Below are 18138 nucleotides of genomic sequence, written 5' to 3' on the forward strand. Positions count from 1 at the left end.
ATATGAAATAATAGTGTAAATGAGACGTAATTTTGCTATAATAAAAACATAATATGAGGAGATGATGGGATGACGATTACAGTTAAAAATTTAGGCAAAAGTTACGGTAGCCTTAAAGCGTTAGATATCGATCAACTAACAATTGAACCAGGTCATACATACGGATTAGTGGGAGCCAATGGAGCGGGTAAAACCACATTTTTCAAGTGCTTAACTAATATTATTACCGATTATTCTGGGGAAATTATTTTTGATGGTCGTAATCCAAGAAAAGAAAATTCAATTTTGACCAAAATGGGAATTGTCCTTGATGATCTTTCGGTTTACAAGGACTATACGGCCCGCTTTAATATCCAATATTTCGCCGGACTGCGTGGCCATTATGATGTGAAAAAAGTTGAACAAATGGCTGATGAGATTGGCTTATTATCTGTGCTTGATCGCCCAGTTAAAACTTTTTCATATGGTATGCAGAAAAAATTAGTGTTGCTGATAGCTCTTGTGAATTCGGCAGAGGTCTTAATTTTAGATGAGCCTTTCCGTGGGTTAGATCAAGATACCGTTAAGTGGTTTCAAAACTACTTGCGTCAATGGACGGGAAAAGGCAATCATACATTGTTGATTTCCAGTCACGTTCAAACAGATTTGGAAAGCTTATGCGAAACTGTTTTTGTGATAGACCATGGCCGCATCATTAAAGCACTAGATTTGAAGGCTGATAGTCAACAAGCCTATCGTAATATTTCGACTAATAATGACGAAGCTTTTGCAGATTTGTTGACCACAGAATCAATTAATTTCGTTAAAACTGAGACTGGTGTCAAGATTGATATTAATTCTGAATCATGGCAAAATTTATATCCTCAATTAGTGGAACACGCAATTGTGATTACTACTATGACAAAAGTATCAGTTTTGGATCAGCAAGGAGGCGTTGACGAATGAACGCAAGATTAATTTTTAAGATGGAACTGTTTAAATATTTACGGGACAAATATTATTTAATGGCGACCTTAATCCTATTTGGGTTAAACGTGATTGCAACAATTGCACTTTTAAATTTCGATCACCTTAATTCTTCACTTCTGGTGACAAGTATTGTCTTAGCAATCCTATTGTTTGTTAGTAATCTGATATTCTTAGGTATTATTTATCCCTTTCACTTACTTGCCATTGATTATAAGAATCGTGTTTTAGCCCTGATGGTCGCTTCTGGTGTGAATCGAAATAAACTATTTTTCGCTAAAATTGGAGCGGTTATCTTAGCAAATATTGTCGTCAGCTTTGTTTTGCTAGTGGTACCTGTTGCTACTCTAATTTATCAAGTTGGTAATCTTGGCGGCTGGGATGAGTTATTTGGTGAAATGGGGATGCTGATGGTGCCTCAAATGATACCATTGAGTATTAATGCAATTTTGAGTTACATTGCCGGATTATTTATCTTAATGACTTCAGTAATTATTGTAAAAGGTAAAACTTTGAGTATTTTGCTGTATTTTGGATTTAACATGCTAGTAGGTGTGATTACTTCGTTTATTAATACTCTATTTACTAGTAATCCTTCTTTTACACAACAATTTAGTGGTGACACGGTGGCCAGCAGTGTTATCGAAGTTATTGTCATTCTGGTGTTTGGATTTATCGCTTTACAAGGGCTTCGACATCAAAATCTCTAAGTGATGAAGCTTTTCCAAATAAATTGCATTATAAAACGTTATGCTCATTTTAAATGGGCATAACGTTTTTTTGTGACTGGTGGTTTTTGAAATTAAGAATTAGTCAAATCACCACCACGAAATTTTTTTGCCGATTTTTGGGCCTTCAGTTTTGGATTGATAGCCAGTATAAAAACTGCCAGCTTGCTCACGCATGCCTAATGGAATCTGTTTTTTGTTTAGCAAACGCACTTTAGAAATATAGGATTCGTTATGTTGAATTAATGTCCAGCGATTTTTAGCGGTATATTGGCCTGTCTCAAATTTTAGCCAGCTGCCTTTACCAAATGCGTCGTCAGAGACAAATACATCTACTTGTTGTGTAAGTTGTTGTTGATTTGCCAGGTTGGGTAAAATTGCATAGCCATCTTGAGTCTTAATGAATGGATTTAGATGATCAATCGTGGCGTTTTGTGTGGCCCGACCGTAACCTAGGAATGTTATGAATACAAAAGTGGCGATCAATAGAAGTCCAATTATTAATAGAACAGTTTTATATTTTCGTTTTTTTCGGACATTTGAACTAATTTGGCCAACCATGGAGTTTTCATTTTCCTTTGGCAGACAATCTAGTGAAATGTTTAGAATCTGGCTAATTTGGACCAGGGTGTCTAGATTAGGATAACTCAAATCGTTTTTCCAACGAGAAAGTGTTTGACGAGTTACGTTAAGTTTGTTTGCTAAAGATTCCTGCGTAAGTTTTAGTTTTTTTCTTCTTTCACGCAATTGAGTCGAAAATTTCATGTATGCTTCCTCCTAACAACTCTAATCGTACCCAGAAAATTATCAGAAGTAACGCAATTATCATGTTACATTTTTTTTTTGACTAAAAGCGGGTATCTTCGAGACAAAGAATCTTAAATTTAATGACATGAGGAACATATAAGAAGCAATTAAAAATTTCACTAAGCTTTGAAACGAGTTGGTTGAAGGTGTTTTTAATTGTGACTTTAAAGCTTATTCGGTTTCTACCCAATGTTTTAATAAATAGAGATTGGGGATGGTCAGAACTACTGTCCAAAGGAGCATGAATACACTAGTCATGAGTAAAGTAAAAATGATGTTAAGCGGCGTGCTAGCCGAGTACAGTGGTGAAAATAGTTTATTTATAATTGTACCAATTGGATTATTAAGTACACTTAGGATAATTAGCAAAAGGATAAATGTAGCCACGTAGAGTAGGCTTTGAAGCAAGCCTTGCCACTTGTCAGGTAAAAAGTTACTAATCGTGTTTTCTATAAGATGAGCTAGGCAATTAAATGTCCAACCTGTAAGAACTAACATGATCATGAATATCAACCCGCATACAAAGTATCCCAGCAAGATGTGTGTGGGTAATTTAACGTTTGATAAGGGTTTAATACTACTTACCCCAATAATAATAACTTCCAAAATTAAAAAATAGACAAAACTGGCCACTGCAGATAAAAAATTGGCAGCATACAATCGACTTTCGGAAACGGGAATAAGGCGATAGGTGTTACTCGTCCACATCTTTTCAATGCGTAGCGCAAAACGAATAAATAGGGTTGATGCTCCGATCCCTCCGTATACAAGAGAAAGATTTGCAAAATTAATACTATTAAATTCGTTTTCCAAAATCATCGCAATAAGGGTAATCAAAAGGGTAAGGACGTGTAAGCCAATAATTTTGTGAACGGTAGTATTTTTTTCTTTAAATAGTGTTTTAATTAAGACACTTGTATTAGTCATTTTGATCTTCTCCTTTATAAAAACTTTCAAAAAAGTCTTCGATACTTTGCCCGTAATCTTCCCGAATTTTATCAGCGTTCTTTGAAACAATAATTCTCTTATCTTTGACAATTAATATGCCGTCTAAAATATTAGCAATATCGTCGACATGATGATCGCTAATTAAAATGGTCGCGTCTTCTGGTTTCCACTGAAGAATGCTGGCTATGATTTTTTTACGACTCATACTGTCAATGCCGTCAAAAGGTTCATCTAGTAAATATAATTTAACTTGGCGTGATAAGGTAATTGCTATGATAAACTTCATTTGATTTCCTTTGGACAAATCGTTTAAGTGTCACGACAAATCAAGATTTAGAAACTCAGATAAACGCTGGAATTTATTTGTTGAGAAATCAGGGTAGACAGCTTCATAAAAATGCGCGATTTTTTCTAAGCGATCAGATCTATTAACATCATCTACTTGGTGACTAAAGCTTACCAACTGCTTGCGATCACTGGGGCTTGTTTCTGAGGAGACTTTAATTTCACCACGATAGTGATTTGCGGCTCCACTAATCAAGCGCATCAAAGTCGTTTTGCCGGCGCCATTTTCTCCTAAAAGCCCCACAATGCTGCCAGTTGGTAAGGAACAATTTAGTTGATTCAAAATGTTGGTTAAATTTCTTTTATAGGATAGATTTTTAATAGTTAAAATGTCAGTCATGATTTGCTTCCTTTCGCGAATTAATATAATTTTCTAAATAAGTCAACATTTTATCTGGCGAAATCCGCAAAGCCGTCAGATTATCATATAGATTGCTGACTTGTTCTTCTACAGTGCGTTTTTTTAAATTTTTCAAGACCTCTGTGTCTTCGGTCACAAAATTTCCTTTACCGCGTTTTGAAACGAGAACGTCTTCATCAATAAGCTCACTCAAGGCGCGTTGGATGGTATTGACGTTAACAGTCAAAGTAACTGCAAGTTGACGAACGGCAGGTATTTGTTGGCCTGGTTTGAGATGTTCAATAATGATTTCACGATATATATATTGCTTAATCTGATAGTAAATAGGAACCTTATCATCAAACTTCATATTGTTCCTCCGTAATAGTGTAATAGTTATCTAGTACACTGTAAGTCACAAAACTAAATATTACAAGCCTTTAGCGTTAAATCTTTCGTTTTAGAACGGATAGGGATGTAATTTTAAGTAAAAGTTCTGTATTCTAAAGGATAGATAATATAAAAATATTTATTTCAAGGAGAAACAGATGCGAAGGAGTTTTAGATTGCTTTTAAAAATGATAGTTATCCTCTTTTTATTAGGCGTCGTTGTCCACTACGTAATTAATAGAAATGAAATAGCGGATATTCAGAGGGTCGTTCAGGTTTATGATCAGAACATGCAGTCACAAAATTTTGTGGACATTTTATCACATGATGGGACTAAAAATATGACGTTGGAAGAAACGGCACAAAAATATTTTCAGATTTTTAATGCCATGGGAGCAAAAGATATTCATTTAAAGAATTTACAGCTTGACCGAGTTCAAAATCATTATCAATTTTCATATCAACTGGCTATGAAATCAAAAATTGGCAAAATTAGATTTAATCGAGTAACTGGAGAGATATGGAAGTTACATGGCAAATGGAAAATTTTAAATTCTGAAAAAATGATAATTCCTAACGTGACTGTTAAACATACTATTCTTCAAGTTAAAATCAATTATGCAACACGTGGGGAAATAAGATCGGTAGCGGGAAATGTGTTAGCTAAGGATGTTGTACATAAAATGGTCGGTATAGCTCCGGAAAAATTGAATGATTCGCCAAACAAAGAAGAGAATATTCACAAAATCGCTTCTCAGTTTAACTTATCAGAGAATGCCTTACGGACAAGACTAAATCAATTTATATTAGTTAATGAAGATAGTTTCTTGCCTTTAAAAGCAGCTGATAAGATTAAACAACCTGAAGTTCCAGGTTTGGTTGATCGATATGTAACCGACAGACAACATGGTCAAAATAGAAAAATAGGAACGGTAGGAATGGTAAGTGATGGGGAGATAAATGCAGATCCAACACTTAACGAACATGATCGGGTTGGGAGAACAGGCTGGGAAAGAAAATATAATTCAAAACTGCAAGGAAAGGATGGTGGAAAGTTCGTTTTTACTTCTTTAAATAAAAAAATTGTGTTGAGCATTCAAAATAAGGCTAAAAGTGGTCAGGTGGTTAAACTTCGGTAATTCTTAATGAGTGATAACAACAGTTATCAACTGACACAGGGTTTAAAATTCGATATAATCAAACTAAATATACGGAGGAACTGTCATGACCAATAAAGAAAGAATGTTAAGTAGTAAACTGTATGTCGCAAATGATCCGGAACTTCGAAAAGATTTCAAACATAGTCGGATTTTAACGCGCTTGTTTAACAATACCACAGAAGAACAGATGGATTATCGCAAAGAATTACTTGGTAAACTGTTCGGCAGTGTGGGGGACCACGTTTATATGGAGCCACCGTTTCATACAGATTATGGAATTAACACGACAATTGGCAAAAATTTCTATGCCAATTATGACTGTATTTTTATTGATGTTGGTCGCATAACAATCGGTGATAACGTAATGTTTGGTCCGCGGGTCGGGTTGTATACAGCTGGGCATCCGATTGACCCTACGGTACGGATCGAAGGCTATGAATATGGGTATCCCATCACAATTGGTGATAATGTCTGGATTGGCGGCAACGCTGTTATAAATCCAGGTGTCACAATCGGGAATAATGTGGTGATTGGATCTGGGTCAATCGTGACACATGATATTCCAGATAACGTGGTGGCGGTGGGAAATCCGTGTCACGTGTTACGAGAAATTAACGATGATGACAAACAAAAGTGGGAAGCCCAAAAGCAAGCTTACATCGCTGAAATGACTTCTAATTAAAAAAAGTTGCAATGACAATCGGATTTAAAAAGAAAAGAGGTAACGCAAATAAAATCGAAATCGCTTATTAATACAATGAAGGGCTTCCTGATTGGAATTGCCTTAGTAATTCCTGGGCTGTCTGGGAGCATGTTTGCTGTCGTGGTGGGGCTATATGAAAGAATGGTTGAGGCAATCTCATCTTTTCGAAAACAACCACTTAAAAATATCAAATTTTTACTACCCATCATGCTTGGGGCTGTGATCGGAATTCTAGCATCTACAAAGCTAGTGCTGTGGCTTTGCGAACAGTTTCCAGTAATGAGTTACGGATTCTTTATTGGCCTTGTAATTGGTGTTTTGCCATTTGTTTATAAAAAAGTGAGTTTTCAAAGGTTCAAATTGTTTGATGGTCTTTTAGCTATCTTAGGATTTGCATTCATCATGTTAGTTAGCCATCAAGGAAACGAAGGGATGAGTGATTTTGTAGCAATGAGTCACCTACAAAACTTAAATGATTGGGCAGTCATTGCGTTTGCGGGATTCTTTGCGATTTCTATGATGATGATTCCGGGGATTTCCGGTGCAGTTATGCTAATGATGGTGAACCAGTACGGTACCATTTATAACTCAGTTGCAAAACTTTTAGATACGGTGATGTTTATGCTGGTTGGAAAATTTGATCAAGCTCAGCAAGCTTTTTCATCGGTAGTGATCTTATTGCCCTTTATGATTGGTGCGTTTTTAGGTGTGATCCTCATGGCAAAGGTTTTAAACTTCCTATTACACAAGTATGCTCATCAGGTGTATTGCGCCGTGTTTGGTATCGTAGTAGCTGGTATTTGGATTCTGATGGAATTGGCGCTCAAAGGTGCTGTAGTAAGTGTGCAAGGTGGCGGATCGTGGTTTATGTTGATCGTGGCGTTAGTTGTTTTTATCATTATCGGCGTATTAGCCACAATATTTTTGGATAAACAAGACCCCACGGACACCTAATAGCAAAAAAAGCCGTTAGACATATGCTAACAGCTTTTTATTAAACAAGTTTTGTAAGCGCTTGCCAAAAAGTACAAAGCATGTTACTATATTCATGGATTTAAATATTTAAATGTATGGATAGAGGTGAGCCTATGGAAGAGGTAACCATGGAGCCGAAACAAAAGGCAGCTTTAGATGAGTTTATAAATGATTTAGATATTTTAAACGCACTAGCTGATAAGCATCGGCAGCAAATTATTATTTTATTGGGGTCGCGGTTGAAACAAGGCATGACGGTTGGTGATATCACGACCCAGTTAGATATTTCCCAACCTGCAGTTTCACATCATTTGAAGATTTTGCGATCAGTCAATATTGTAGATTCGACGCGAAACGGATTGGAAAATACTTATTATTTAACGTTGGACGACACATTAGAGCGTTTGGAGCGAATTGTGAAATTAATTCGGGAGTCAAATGCGTAAGTTATGAATAGTGTGTTTCGAAAAAATAAATTTTAACAATGAGGGGCGGATATAATGGCAAAAGCATATATGATCGGATCAGGAATTGGTAATCTGGCAGCTGGCATTTATTTAATACGTGACGGTGGCTGGAGTGGTGATCAAATTACCATGTTTGGTCTTGAAAAACACGGTGCCAATGATGGTGCTAAGGTAGCTGATTATGAGTCCGAATACGGTAACCCAGAATTAAGTAACAATAAAGGATTCTTGGCGAAGGGTGGCCGAATGCTGAACGAAGAAACTTATGAAAACTTATGGGATGTTTTACGTTCAGTACCATCGCTGGATAATCCAGGACAATCAGTTACGGACGATATTTTGAACTTTGACCATGCACATCCTACACATGATGTTGCGCGATTAATGGATCGGACGGATGGCATTCGTAATAAGGGTGATCAAAAAGATTATAATCATATGCAATTTAATAATCAGGATCGCTTCCTATTAACCAAGTTAATGATGATGCCTGAATCTAAGGAACCACAATTAAATGATGTCAGCATTGAACAGTGGTTTGCTAAGAGTCCTCATATTTTCACAACTAATTTCTGGTACATGTGGCAAACAACTTTCGCGTTTAAGAAAGAAAGCTCTGCAATGGAGCTACGGCGTTACATGAATCGAATGATCTTAGAATTCAGTCGAATCAATACTTTGGCCGGCGTGACGCGAACACCATATAATCAGTATGAAAGCATCATTTTACCAATGCGTAAATATTTGACGGATCATGGTGTGAACTTTGTAAATAATCGTAAAATCACTGAATTTGTATTTAAAGATACACCGTTACGCGATGACATCATTGTAACAGGCTTGAAGTATGAAGAAGTGGATAACGATAACAAACCCGGTGAGATTGAAATTGGCGAAAATGATTTTGTCTTTGATACGAACGGTGCAATTACGGATAGTTCTTCCATTGGCGATTTAAACACCCCAATTAAAGAAAACATGGAGTATGCGCCAAGTGCAGCTCTTTGGAAACAGGCAACGGAACACTTCTACAATTTGGGTAATCCAGACAAATTCTTTGCCGATCGTAAACAAAGTGAGTGGTTAAGTTTCACTGTGACAACCAATAATCATTTCTTATTAAATGAGATTTCTCGGATTACACAACAGGAGCCAGGAAATGCGCTGAATACTTGGGTTGACAGTAACAATTTGATGTCAATCGTTGTCCATCACCAACCTCATTTTCACGTTCAAAAGGAAAATGAAACTGTTTTCTGGGGCTACGTCATGTATCCACGTCGCAAAGGAGATTATGTTGACAAACCATTTATCGAAATGACTGGTAAAGAGATGTTAGAGGAGCTGTTAGGCCATCTAGCGGCTGTGGATCCAGCGCGTGACAACATTGCTGATCATACCGAAGAGATTATGGACAGCATTGTAAACGTCATTCCAGCCTACATGCCGTATGCTAGCGCGTTGTTTAATCGTCGTGCTGTGGGGGACCGTCCAGCTGTTGTGCCAAAGAACTCTAAGAATTTGGCTTTTATCAGTCAGTTTGCCGAAATGCCATTTGACATGGTCTTCACGGAACAATATTCATTTAGATGTGCCCAAGTGGCTGTATATCACTTCATGGGAATTCCTGATAGTGAGTTAACACCACTCCATCATTATGAAAAACAACCTAAAGTTTTGGCAAGAGCAACAAAGACAATGTTTAGATAATTAATGAAAGCACATTTTATCATGACTGCGAGCATGATTGGTGAATTTGCGTGATAAGGCAAAAAACGAGAGTGATGGTCTGTGGGTAAATCAGATCGTCACTCTCGTTTTATATTAGTCAATTTGTTTACCGTTTACGATTAACACATCGACGTGTTTTTCTTTTTGATCTCGTTCTGGGGGAAGCGTCATATAATCGTCGTACATGCGAGTTAGAATGCGATCGTAAGCTTCTGGAATCTTAACCTGAATATCTTCGAACGGATGGGTGATCAACTCAGAGATTTCGGCTTGATTTAAAACTTCTTTATCATAGGCATACTGAGACGCATAATTTTTGTAATGGTGAAATGGTTCCTTATTATAAAGACGCATAATATTTTCGCGTTTTTCTTTTAGTTTGGCAACTGACATATAGTGATTAAGGTCGTTAGTTTCCGGATCCTTACGAAACGGGGTTTTGATGATATTATAGCCTAAGCGTAAAAGGATTCGTGTATCAAAATAACGAAAACGACTGTAAACAGCTCGCCTAATTTCAGGTTGTCGTGGTACTTTATCAAACGGAAAAATATCAACGAAAACGCCTTTGCGCGCGTCATTGACATTATTTCGTTCTTCAATATAAGTGTCAGTATCAATCATTTTCATGTAGCTAAATGCAAAATTAGGATCTGTGTCCGCGGTTTGAATGAAGTAGTGTTCATTTTGCAAAAGGGCAGGGGCAATAGAAGAAAAACGATCATATTCATCACGTCGCATACCAATGTCCACATCGTCATCCCATGGAATAAAGCCGTTATGGCGAATTGCACCAAGCAGTGAACCACCAATTAGAAAGTATTTGATGTGATGTTTTTCGCAAATGTTAACGAACTTTTTTAAAGTGTTTAATTCAATTCGATGCAACTCGCTGATTTGCGACATAGAACAATGCTCCTCCGTTTTTTATTACCCTAAGTGTACCTGATTTTAGTTAAGATTTAAACATGTGCCACAGATTGATGGTGGCTTCCAGCAACATTCCGATTGCCATCATATACATCGCAATCATGTTTTGATGAACAAAAACAAAGTAAGTTAAAATCAAATAGAAAACGAAAAATAAAATTGCGGTTACTTTTGAATTACCAGTCATTAGGATACCTCCCAAGTTATCAATTTACCTTCATTTTAGTTTAAAATGATTCTAATTTCCACAATTTATTGAAAACGATGTCATTATATTTTTAGTTTTTAGTAAAATTGGAAAATAATTGGGGGTTTTACGGTTGACAATTATGATGGGAACCATTATTATTGGTACCTAAGATTAGGTTTTAAATGCGAAGAGTCACGGAGGATTGTACAATGAGAAAAACCAAAAATGCGTTGTTAGAATATTTATTAAAGAATGTCCAGAATGCGGATCTTGTCAACAAACTGTTGGTTACAATGGTTTCTCGCGGACAAATTGCCTTGATTCCTGCAACTAATTCTGGTTCACAGCAGCATAAGTAAGCGAGTTAATTGCTTTTGTAACTGGCTGTGATATAGTAATACTGTTGTTATGGGGTCGTTATGGATTCGACAGGTATAGGTTGAGCCCGGATTGCGTTTCGTAGTTTACGTCTACGTTAAAAACGTTCAGTTTAATTATAACTGCAAAAAATAATAACAATTCTTACGCTTTAGCTGCTTAATAACAGCTTAACGTAGATCTGCCTAGCATCGTCCATGTGTTGGATACAGGTCTTAAATTAAGTGGACTTACGCAAGTTGCTCACATCTGAAGTAGCTTGAAGAGACTAATCAGATTAGCTGATCAAGAGAACCCTGACATACGGTGTTTTGGTTAGTGAAATTTAAGTAGTATGCCTATGAACGTAGATATCTGGGTGGCAATATGCTTGGACGCGGGTTCGATCCCCGCCGACTCCATTTTATAGTTTCAGTACAGGTTAATAGTCTTCAGAATGCCGGTTTTATGCGGTTTATTCTGAAGACTATTTTCATTTCTATGCTGTACTTTTCAAGTCTCATTCAAATTGTATTGATAGAGATTTTTAACGGCACATTCACTACGGTAAATGTGCTTTTTTTGGTGCACCCGGCATTGACGTCAACTAGGCGGTGAAAGTACGCTATGGGACGTAGTAGACGGAACCATGAGTTGAGGGGAAGGGTGTCCGTAAATCTGAAGGAAGCCTAAAACAAAGTACCACACTGGCGAATAAAAGTGACTATACTGCATAAGGTTGGCACAAACATTTTACTCGAAGTCACAACAGTAAAGCCAACAGCGACACGGTATAAAAGCTGACGTACTTACTCGGGAAGACCTGTATGACAAGTTGCCGACAGGAAGAACGAAACGTTCCACAGGAAAAAGCATGTCAGTGATGGGATGTTGAGTCATACAGGATATTTAGGATTAGTTTCTAGAAATGGTATATAAAATTTTTTATTGGAATTAAACATATTTTATTCTTCTTATTCTTAAAATTAAAATGCTATTGCGATTTAATGAATAAAAAACTAAAATAGCATTATAGAACAATGAGAGAAGACGAATAAATGAATAAAATTGTCATTGATTGTAAGAATGTGTCTTTCAAATATAAAACTTACAAAAAGAGTCTAGGATTTAAAGGAGAATTTCTCGATTTTTTTAAACGTGAGACGGAATATGTACCGGCTTTAAAGAGTTTTGATCTAAGAATAGCGAAAGGGGAAATCGTAGGATTACTGGGTGCGAATGGAGCCGGAAAAACAACTTTGATAAAAATTCTATCTGGTGTAATTCCATCTAATTCCGGTAGTGTTATGGTGTTAGGATATAATCCTTATGAAAAAAAAGCACGATTTTTACACAAAATCGGTGTTTTATTTGGACAAAAGAGTCAATTGATATGGGATCTTCCTGCTGTTGATACGTTTTCTATGTTAAAAGAAATCTACCAGATTCCTACCACTGAGTTCCATGAACGCTTAAATTATTTAGCAACTGAGTTTGATATATCTGAAGTTATAAATAGACCTGTTAGAAATTTATCTTTAGGACAGCGCACAAAATGCGAATTAGTATGTTCGTTAATTACAAAACCCGAAATAGTATTTTTAGATGAACCCACTTTGGGAATTGATATAATTAGCCAAATGAAAATATATGCATTGCTAAAAAAATTTAATGAAACAAGTAACATGACTATTTTATTGACTAGTCACAATACTAAAGATATTGAAACTCTTGCGAAAAGAGTAGTGATCATTAATAAAGGAATCAAGGGATTCGATGACAGTTTAAAAAAATTGATGACCAATTTCTCGAACCGGTATTTTTTAGAAGTGACAACTGATAAAGAAATAGATAATGAAATTCTTGAAGGCATTACAAAACTAGGGCAAATGGATTATTTAGTGGATGCAAAAAAATTTCCTACACTACCGTTTGATACTAAACATATTCTAAAAGTTCAACGGAAAGACAGTAGTCTGGATCAAATTTTAGAAAGAATTTTTTTGAACAAGGAAAGTGATTGAACATGAAATATATTAGTAGTGGATTAATAGCTTTTTATACGAAATTATCTTATAGAGGAAATTTTGTTATAGCTCTGGTTACTAAGGGAATGCAACTGGCCCTGTCATCTTTCATGTGGATTGCTATTTATCACTATGGCGCAAATGAATCTATTAGAGGCTTTACTGTTGCACAAATGTTGGTGTACTTAGGTGTTATAAACTTGTTATCACTAGTGTTTGATTTTTCTCCGATTTTTCGTTTAGGAAATTTGCTCCTATGTCAATAAATGGCACATCTTTTTCTAAACACTTGTTCTAATTCTGTCGGAATTAAACCAACTGATGTAATTTGAGGTTCGGATTACCAAGTCCTCAAAATTGGAAAAAGTTGTTTGAAAGGCAAACTCTCTCTTCAACAATGAGTGAAAAGCTTCAATTGGCCCATTATCATAAGGATAACCTTGTTTTGAGTATGAGTGGCTAATCTGATGCCGTTCAAGTAAAGTTTCAACTTCGTTGCTGGTGTACTGTGAACCCATGTCAGAGTGAAAATATTGTGGCTTTTGATGACATTCAAGCGCCTGATTAATCGTTTCTACAACTAACGTCGCCTCCATCTGACGACCAATCTTGAAAGCAAGAACTTGATGAACCTTTGGTTCGTAAATAGAACTGAGATAAACCCAGGTTCCTGGACGTAATTCCAAATAAGTAATGTCAGCACGCCATATTCTTGCATTGGGCTGGTGCTTGATTAAATTGGGGCGTTGTGAATGATCCACATGAGTGCCAGGTTTTTTAAATCGCCGATTCATTAAAGAGTGAATCTCCATTTCCCTCATTAATCGTAAAATTCGTTTTGACCCAACACAGATGCCTGACTTGCGAAGCACCATCGTTATTCGTGGATAACCATAGGCACGATAATTATTTTCCCAAATCAATTTAATTTTTTCTTTGAGCTGATTATCAACACGTTCGTGTTGACTAGGTTGATATCTTTTCCAATGGTAATAGGTGCTGCGCGGTAATTTCAGTGCCGAAAGAATAATTGATAAGCGGTGTCGCAATAACTGATCTTCTATGAAGACAAGGCAATTAATTCGTCCTAATGCTTTCCCAGTAACACCGCCGCAGCTTTTAAAATTTCAAGTTCCTCCTTTAATCGCTGATTTTCCTTTTGAAGTTGTTTGAATTCTTTGGACGTTACTTCAGTACCGTCTTCTAGCTCAACTGATTTAGCGCCTTTAACCCAGTTATGAATTGCGGCTGGAGAAACACCGTATTCCTCGGAAAGCGAGCGAATAGATCTTTTCTCTTCACGATGCATCTTCACAATGCTGGCTTTAAAATCATCTTGATATCGTTTCATTGGAATGCTCCTATCTTGTTTTATTAATTATGGCACAACTGTTCAGAAATTTATGTACAAAATACTAGGATAGGAGCAATTTGATACATAATGGGCAGTTGACTACCTATCTAATCAGACCAATAAACATTTTTATTCAAGGACTTTTTCAATACATAGGAAATGAAGCGTTTTATATATTCGCGTTTTTGTGTATTAGCTTTTATTTTGTCAAAAGTGAATACAGTTCTTGGGCAAGTATTATATTGATTTTTATTTTTATAGTTTGTACCTATCTAATGTTTTACACTTGCATCAGTTGCATTGCGTTAACTAGTTTCTGGTTAGTACAAGTTTGGCCATTGAGACCTGTATTAACCGCGCTTTTCCTGTTACTAGGCGGACAATATTTTCCGTTAAAAGTGCTGCCCCTTGAATTATACAATGTAGTTCGTTGGAGTCCGTTTTCGTTGGCTGGTAATACACTGTCTACTATTTTACTTGGACATGTTGATGGAGTGGGAATCCTTGAAAACATTTTGGTCTCTTGGGGTTGGTTATTGTTTTTCATGATTGTTTATAAATTTGGATGGAAGTGTGGATTGAATAAATATATGGGGGTTGGCATCTAATGACTTGGAATTTGTACAAGTGTCTAATAAAACAAAGCTTAAAAGAAGTGTTTGCCTTTCGCATGACAACAGTGCTCATTGTTGTTTTTGGTGCCCTTTTTTATCTGATTGAAATTTTGACGGGTTTTGTTTATTTCAATTTCACACAAAATATAGCAGGATGGAGATTACTGGATTATTTTAATCTTATTACATCCGCAAATATCATTTCGTATGGTTATCAATTTCTATTTGTTTCAGCTCACGAGGAGTTAAGTGATCAAATAATTGAAGGACAGTTAGACTACACTTTGATCAGACCGGTTAACAGTTATCTTTATTACGCATTGAAGAGATTGGACTTTCCTTCCTTAATTAATTTCTGGTTGTCAATTTTTGTTGAAATATATATACAAATTCAGTACGGATTTTTAGGAGTTAGTACTTATATTTTGTATGTGGTTTCGGTGTTTGGCGGAATTTTCTTTGTTTTTTTGATTAATCAAATTATTGTAACTTTGAGTTTTTGGATAAATAATTTATCCGCATTAAATGGGGTCCCAGAATACTTAATGGATGCATCGAACAGACCTTATCAGATTTATCCAAAAATTTTTCAAATCTTCTTCATGTGGATAATCCCTTCATTATCTGCTACAAATTTGCCAGTTCTTTTAATGAAAGGGGGAGTGAAAGCTAGTTGGATGTTGGAAAACATACTTATATTAATAGTGTTGTCGTTATTTTCATACGTAGAGTGGAATTTAGGGTTAAAACACTATGTATCAGCTAATTAGTTTTTGAAAGGAGATCTTCTATTTGGGATCATGTCAAACAGGAATTCAAAATCACAAACTCTAGATTTTGCCTGTGAGACAAGAGTAAGGAAAATTTTATTCAATCATTGTCTCAGGCTAAAGAAAGATTGCAGAAGGCGATTCTTCAATCACTAAATAACATATTGGGTAGTCTAGTTATAGAGCTGTCTGGTAACGATAAGATCCCAAATTGGAAACCATATGAATTTATAGAAAAAGTTTAGGAAGGTGGTTTTTATGGAAAAAGCTTTAAATGATTTGATAAAAATTTCAAAAAAATATAAAAAGCAAAAAGATTTAGAACATCTTGAAGTTGAATATTTGTCGGTTTTTTACGAAGGTAAGGATTTTGGGAATTATTTGTATAAACATTTATCTCCATATTTTGTTTCAAACGGTTCAAGTATGGGAGAAAAAAATAAAGTTTATTGTTTTGTTTTGGAAAGTGTGGACGACTATGAAAAATATTTTGTTCATGCAAAAAAGATAAAACACTATTCTCCAAGCGAAAATCAAGTATTTCAAAAAGCAAAATATATCATTTCTACGGATGAAGACTTTGTTTATGATTCTCAAAATCATTGTATTATTTATACTAATCGAGATGAAACAATTATTTTTTCAAATCGGTTACATTACAATCAAGCCTGTAAAAGAGTGATCCGTGATGAACTGATTTATGGACTGGTACAATCCCAAGCTACACCATCCATAATGTTACATTCATCCTGTGCGTTAGATAATACTGGGAAAGCTATTTTAATTTGTGGAGATAAGGGAGCTGGCAAAACGACTACCTTAGTAAATCTTCTTGATCTTGGTTACGATTTGCTTAGTAATGATCTTACTTTTGTTAAGCAAGTTGATGGAAAAATATGGGTTAAGGGTACTCCAGAAAGCATAAATATTGGGTTAGGTACTGCTTCCAAATTTGAACAGTTACAGGATATTATACCTGAAAACATGAGAGAGTTGAGCGATCATGATCTGTGGAGTACGCATTTAAAACCAGAATTAAATTGGCAAAGTTTTGCTAACAAGTTTAACGTAAAATTAATCTCAGAGTGGACGGAATTAAGTACCATATTGTTCCCAAAAATAGGTGAAGGTTTAGTGCCTGAATGTAATAAAATTGAAAAAATACAACTAAAAAAGAACTTACAAAATAGTTTCCGCGGAATCAATGTTGGCCATAATATACCATGGTCAACATTAATTGAAAAACGGCACAAAGAAGTGCAGAGTAGCGAAATTAGTAAATTACTGGATGGATTACTAAATAAGTCGGCATATAAAATTCGGTATTCAGGTAAAAAAGATGAATTAAGTAGTCTAATTTATGAAAGTATTACAAAAAAGCTTTCGTAGTAAACTTGTTTTCTAAGGCGTTGAAAGTGGGTGTCAAAAATGACTAAGAAGTACCATCGAGCGTTTGGGGTATACGGAATTATTTTTATCGACGGAAAGTTAGTTGTTATTAAGAAAAATGGGGGACCATACATAAATCGGTTTGATTTACCTGGCGGCAGTTTAGAGGACGGTGAATCTTTGGATAAGGCAATTGTCCGCGAAATTGCGGAGGAAACTGGCCTTCAACCGTTGAAAATTAGGCAATTGGGGATAACGAGCTTTAAATATCCTTGGCACTACAAGAAATGGGAATATAACCAACACATCTGTGTATTTTATGATATTCAGCAGTGGCAGGGCGTTGCGGTCGATCATGTTGCTCAATTTATTGGACAAGATTCGCTGGGTGCAAAATTGGTGTCATTGGCAGATTTAAACGAAAAAAACACTTCTCCTTTAGTTTTAAAGGCAAAAGCGTTTTTGAAAAATAATGACAGGTTTGACTCTGCAGATCAAACATTTACAACTTGGAATGTTTTAAAAAAGCCAGTTTATTAGGAGATGTCTTGCCAATATTCTGGCTTTTTTGGCAACTCGTCATAAGTTTGAAATATATTTGGTTTGACATTTGTGTGTTTTAACTCAGAAAGAGATCGCCAAACTAGTGACCGTCCTTTATTTGTTTGTCAGTGACATTTAAGTAAATTCCTAACCCAACAATTCCTACCACGGCAATCCACAAAATCACCCACCAAAAAGTTAAAAATAGTGACATGACGGTGGCTAACAGTATCAACGGGGCCAGAAATTTTGTGAGGCCATATAATAGTTTTAACATGAAGAAAAACATCAGCATTATTAGTAATACCAGCATATTCTACCACGACCTTTCTTACTGGATATTATAGTACACGAAATCGGATTGAGGTACTCTAGATATAAGAAACGAGTGATTAATCATGAGT

20 protein-coding genes, 1 other RNA gene and 1 pseudogene are annotated in these 18138 nt (G+C 35.8%); 15 read left to right on the forward strand and 7 right to left on the reverse strand.

Annotated features, from left to right (window positions below; all coding sequences use genetic code 11):
- The first annotated feature begins 69 nt into the window (after nt 1–69).
- The gene (locus AB3217_RS03535; protein ID WP_068808175.1) at nt 70–945 is read left to right on the forward strand and encodes an ABC transporter ATP-binding protein; all 876 of its coding nucleotides are present in this window, start codon (nt 70–72) and stop codon (nt 943–945) included.
- A complete protein-coding gene (locus AB3217_RS03540; protein ID WP_367365683.1) occupies nt 942–1676 on the forward strand; it encodes a hypothetical protein in 735 nt (244 codons plus the stop codon). Before AB3217_RS03535 ends, AB3217_RS03540 begins: the two co-directional genes overlap by 4 nt.
- A 108-nt stretch (nt 1677–1784) precedes the next feature.
- Here the strand turns inward: AB3217_RS03540 and AB3217_RS03545 are convergent, their stop codons facing one another.
- The 4 genes and pseudogenes from AB3217_RS03545 to AB3217_RS03560 all read right to left on the reverse strand — a co-directional run bounded on the left by AB3217_RS03545 (nt 1785) and on the right by AB3217_RS03560 (nt 4504).
- Entirely contained in the window at nt 1785–2459 is a 675-nt protein-coding gene (locus AB3217_RS03545; RefSeq protein ID WP_260274668.1) for a helix-turn-helix domain-containing protein, read from the reverse strand.
- Between the two features lie 213 nt (nt 2460–2672).
- Complete coding sequence (locus tag AB3217_RS03550; RefSeq protein WP_367365684.1) at nt 2673–3428, reverse strand: hypothetical protein; 756 nt, start codon at nt 3426–3428, stop codon at nt 2673–2675.
- Nucleotides 3421–4134, reverse strand: a pseudogene (locus tag AB3217_RS03555) (ATP-binding cassette domain-containing protein). The gene AB3217_RS03550 and the pseudogene AB3217_RS03555 overlap by 8 nt, the downstream one beginning before the upstream one ends.
- Nucleotides 4127–4504 (reverse strand): GntR family transcriptional regulator, encoded by a 378-nt coding sequence (locus tag AB3217_RS03560; protein WP_057784960.1) that lies wholly within the window; start codon nt 4502–4504, stop codon nt 4127–4129. The pseudogene AB3217_RS03555 and the gene AB3217_RS03560 overlap by 8 nt, the downstream one beginning before the upstream one ends.
- A 196-nt stretch (nt 4505–4700) precedes the next feature.
- Between AB3217_RS03560 and AB3217_RS03565 the strand changes: the two genes are divergently transcribed.
- From AB3217_RS03565 to AB3217_RS03585, 5 genes are all read left to right on the forward strand, one after another.
- Nucleotides 4701–5663, forward strand: a complete 963-nt coding sequence (locus AB3217_RS03565; protein ID WP_367365685.1) for an NTF2-like N-terminal transpeptidase domain-containing protein — start codon at nt 4701–4703, stop codon at nt 5661–5663.
- 85 nt (nt 5664–5748) lie between these two features.
- Nucleotides 5749–6366, forward strand: coding sequence for a sugar O-acetyltransferase (locus AB3217_RS03570; RefSeq protein WP_057784962.1), 618 nt, complete (start codon nt 5749–5751; stop codon nt 6364–6366).
- A gap of 48 nt (nt 6367–6414) precedes the next feature.
- Nucleotides 6415–7341, forward strand: a complete 927-nt coding sequence (locus AB3217_RS03575) for a DUF368 domain-containing protein (RefSeq protein WP_260280975.1) — start codon at nt 6415–6417, stop codon at nt 7339–7341.
- Nucleotides 7342–7475: 134 nt separating this feature from the next.
- Nucleotides 7476–7808: a helix-turn-helix transcriptional regulator gene (locus AB3217_RS03580; protein ID WP_260267977.1), complete on the forward strand. Its 333-nt coding sequence runs from the start codon at nt 7476–7478 to the stop codon at nt 7806–7808.
- 54 nt (nt 7809–7862) lie between these two features.
- The gene (locus tag AB3217_RS03585) at nt 7863–9539 is read left to right on the forward strand and encodes an oleate hydratase (protein ID WP_057784965.1); all 1677 of its coding nucleotides are present in this window, start codon (nt 7863–7865) and stop codon (nt 9537–9539) included.
- Nucleotides 9540–9653: 114 nt separating this feature from the next.
- Here AB3217_RS03585 and AB3217_RS03590 read toward each other — a convergent pair whose 3' ends face one another.
- Complete coding sequence (locus tag AB3217_RS03590) at nt 9654–10466, reverse strand: phosphorylcholine transferase LicD (RefSeq protein ID WP_057784966.1); 813 nt, start codon at nt 10464–10466, stop codon at nt 9654–9656.
- Nucleotides 10467–10515: 49 nt separating this feature from the next.
- Nucleotides 10516–10677: a hypothetical protein gene (locus AB3217_RS03595; RefSeq protein ID WP_186806980.1), complete on the reverse strand. Its 162-nt coding sequence runs from the start codon at nt 10675–10677 to the stop codon at nt 10516–10518.
- 212 nt (nt 10678–10889) lie between these two features.
- On the opposite strand from AB3217_RS03595, the gene AB3217_RS03600 reads away from it, so the two are divergent.
- The 4 genes from AB3217_RS03600 (at nt 10890) to AB3217_RS03615 (ending at nt 13330) form a co-directional block, all read left to right on the forward strand.
- Nucleotides 10890–11039 (forward strand): hypothetical protein, encoded by a 150-nt coding sequence (locus tag AB3217_RS03600; RefSeq protein WP_186806981.1) that lies wholly within the window; start codon nt 10890–10892, stop codon nt 11037–11039.
- Between the two features lie 51 nt (nt 11040–11090).
- Nucleotides 11091–11462, forward strand: a transfer-messenger RNA (tmRNA) gene (gene ssrA / locus AB3217_RS03605).
- Nucleotides 11463–12095: 633 nt separating this feature from the next.
- Nucleotides 12096–13061, forward strand: coding sequence for an ATP-binding cassette domain-containing protein (locus tag AB3217_RS03610; protein WP_367365686.1), 966 nt, complete (start codon nt 12096–12098; stop codon nt 13059–13061).
- A 2-nt stretch (nt 13062–13063) separates the two neighbouring features.
- A complete protein-coding gene (locus AB3217_RS03615; protein WP_367365687.1) occupies nt 13064–13330 on the forward strand; it encodes a hypothetical protein in 267 nt (88 codons plus the stop codon).
- Between the two features lie 15 nt (nt 13331–13345).
- Here AB3217_RS03615 and AB3217_RS03620 read toward each other — a convergent pair.
- Nucleotides 13346–14415 (reverse strand): IS3-like element IS1163 family transposase gene (locus AB3217_RS03620; protein WP_100078221.1). Its coding sequence is split into 2 segments (ribosomal slippage): nt 13346–14187 and nt 14187–14415, totalling 1071 coding nucleotides; the frame shifts between segments, so codons are not numbered across the junction.
- Between the two features lie 80 nt (nt 14416–14495).
- Between AB3217_RS03620 and AB3217_RS03625 the strand changes: the two genes are divergently transcribed.
- The 4 genes from AB3217_RS03625 to AB3217_RS03640 all read left to right on the forward strand — a co-directional run bounded on the left by AB3217_RS03625 (nt 14496) and on the right by AB3217_RS03640 (nt 17731).
- Complete coding sequence (locus AB3217_RS03625; RefSeq protein WP_367365688.1) at nt 14496–15026, forward strand: ABC-2 family transporter protein; 531 nt, start codon at nt 14496–14498, stop codon at nt 15024–15026.
- Complete coding sequence (locus tag AB3217_RS03630) at nt 15026–15802, forward strand: ABC transporter permease (protein ID WP_068808154.1); 777 nt, start codon at nt 15026–15028, stop codon at nt 15800–15802. Before AB3217_RS03625 ends, AB3217_RS03630 begins: the two co-directional genes overlap by 1 nt.
- A 258-nt stretch (nt 15803–16060) precedes the next feature.
- On the forward strand, nt 16061–17191 hold the full coding sequence (locus AB3217_RS03635; RefSeq protein ID WP_367365689.1) for a hypothetical protein: 1131 nt from the start codon (nt 16061–16063) through the stop codon (nt 17189–17191).
- Nucleotides 17192–17230: 39 nt separating this feature from the next.
- Nucleotides 17231–17731, forward strand: coding sequence for an NUDIX hydrolase (locus tag AB3217_RS03640; RefSeq protein ID WP_068808149.1), 501 nt, complete (start codon nt 17231–17233; stop codon nt 17729–17731).
- The last annotated feature ends 407 nt before the right edge of the window (nt 17732–18138 follow it).

The organism is Pediococcus parvulus (assembly GCF_964063155.1).
In the GTDB taxonomy this organism is placed as follows: domain Bacteria; phylum Bacillota; class Bacilli; order Lactobacillales; family Lactobacillaceae; genus Pediococcus; species Pediococcus parvulus.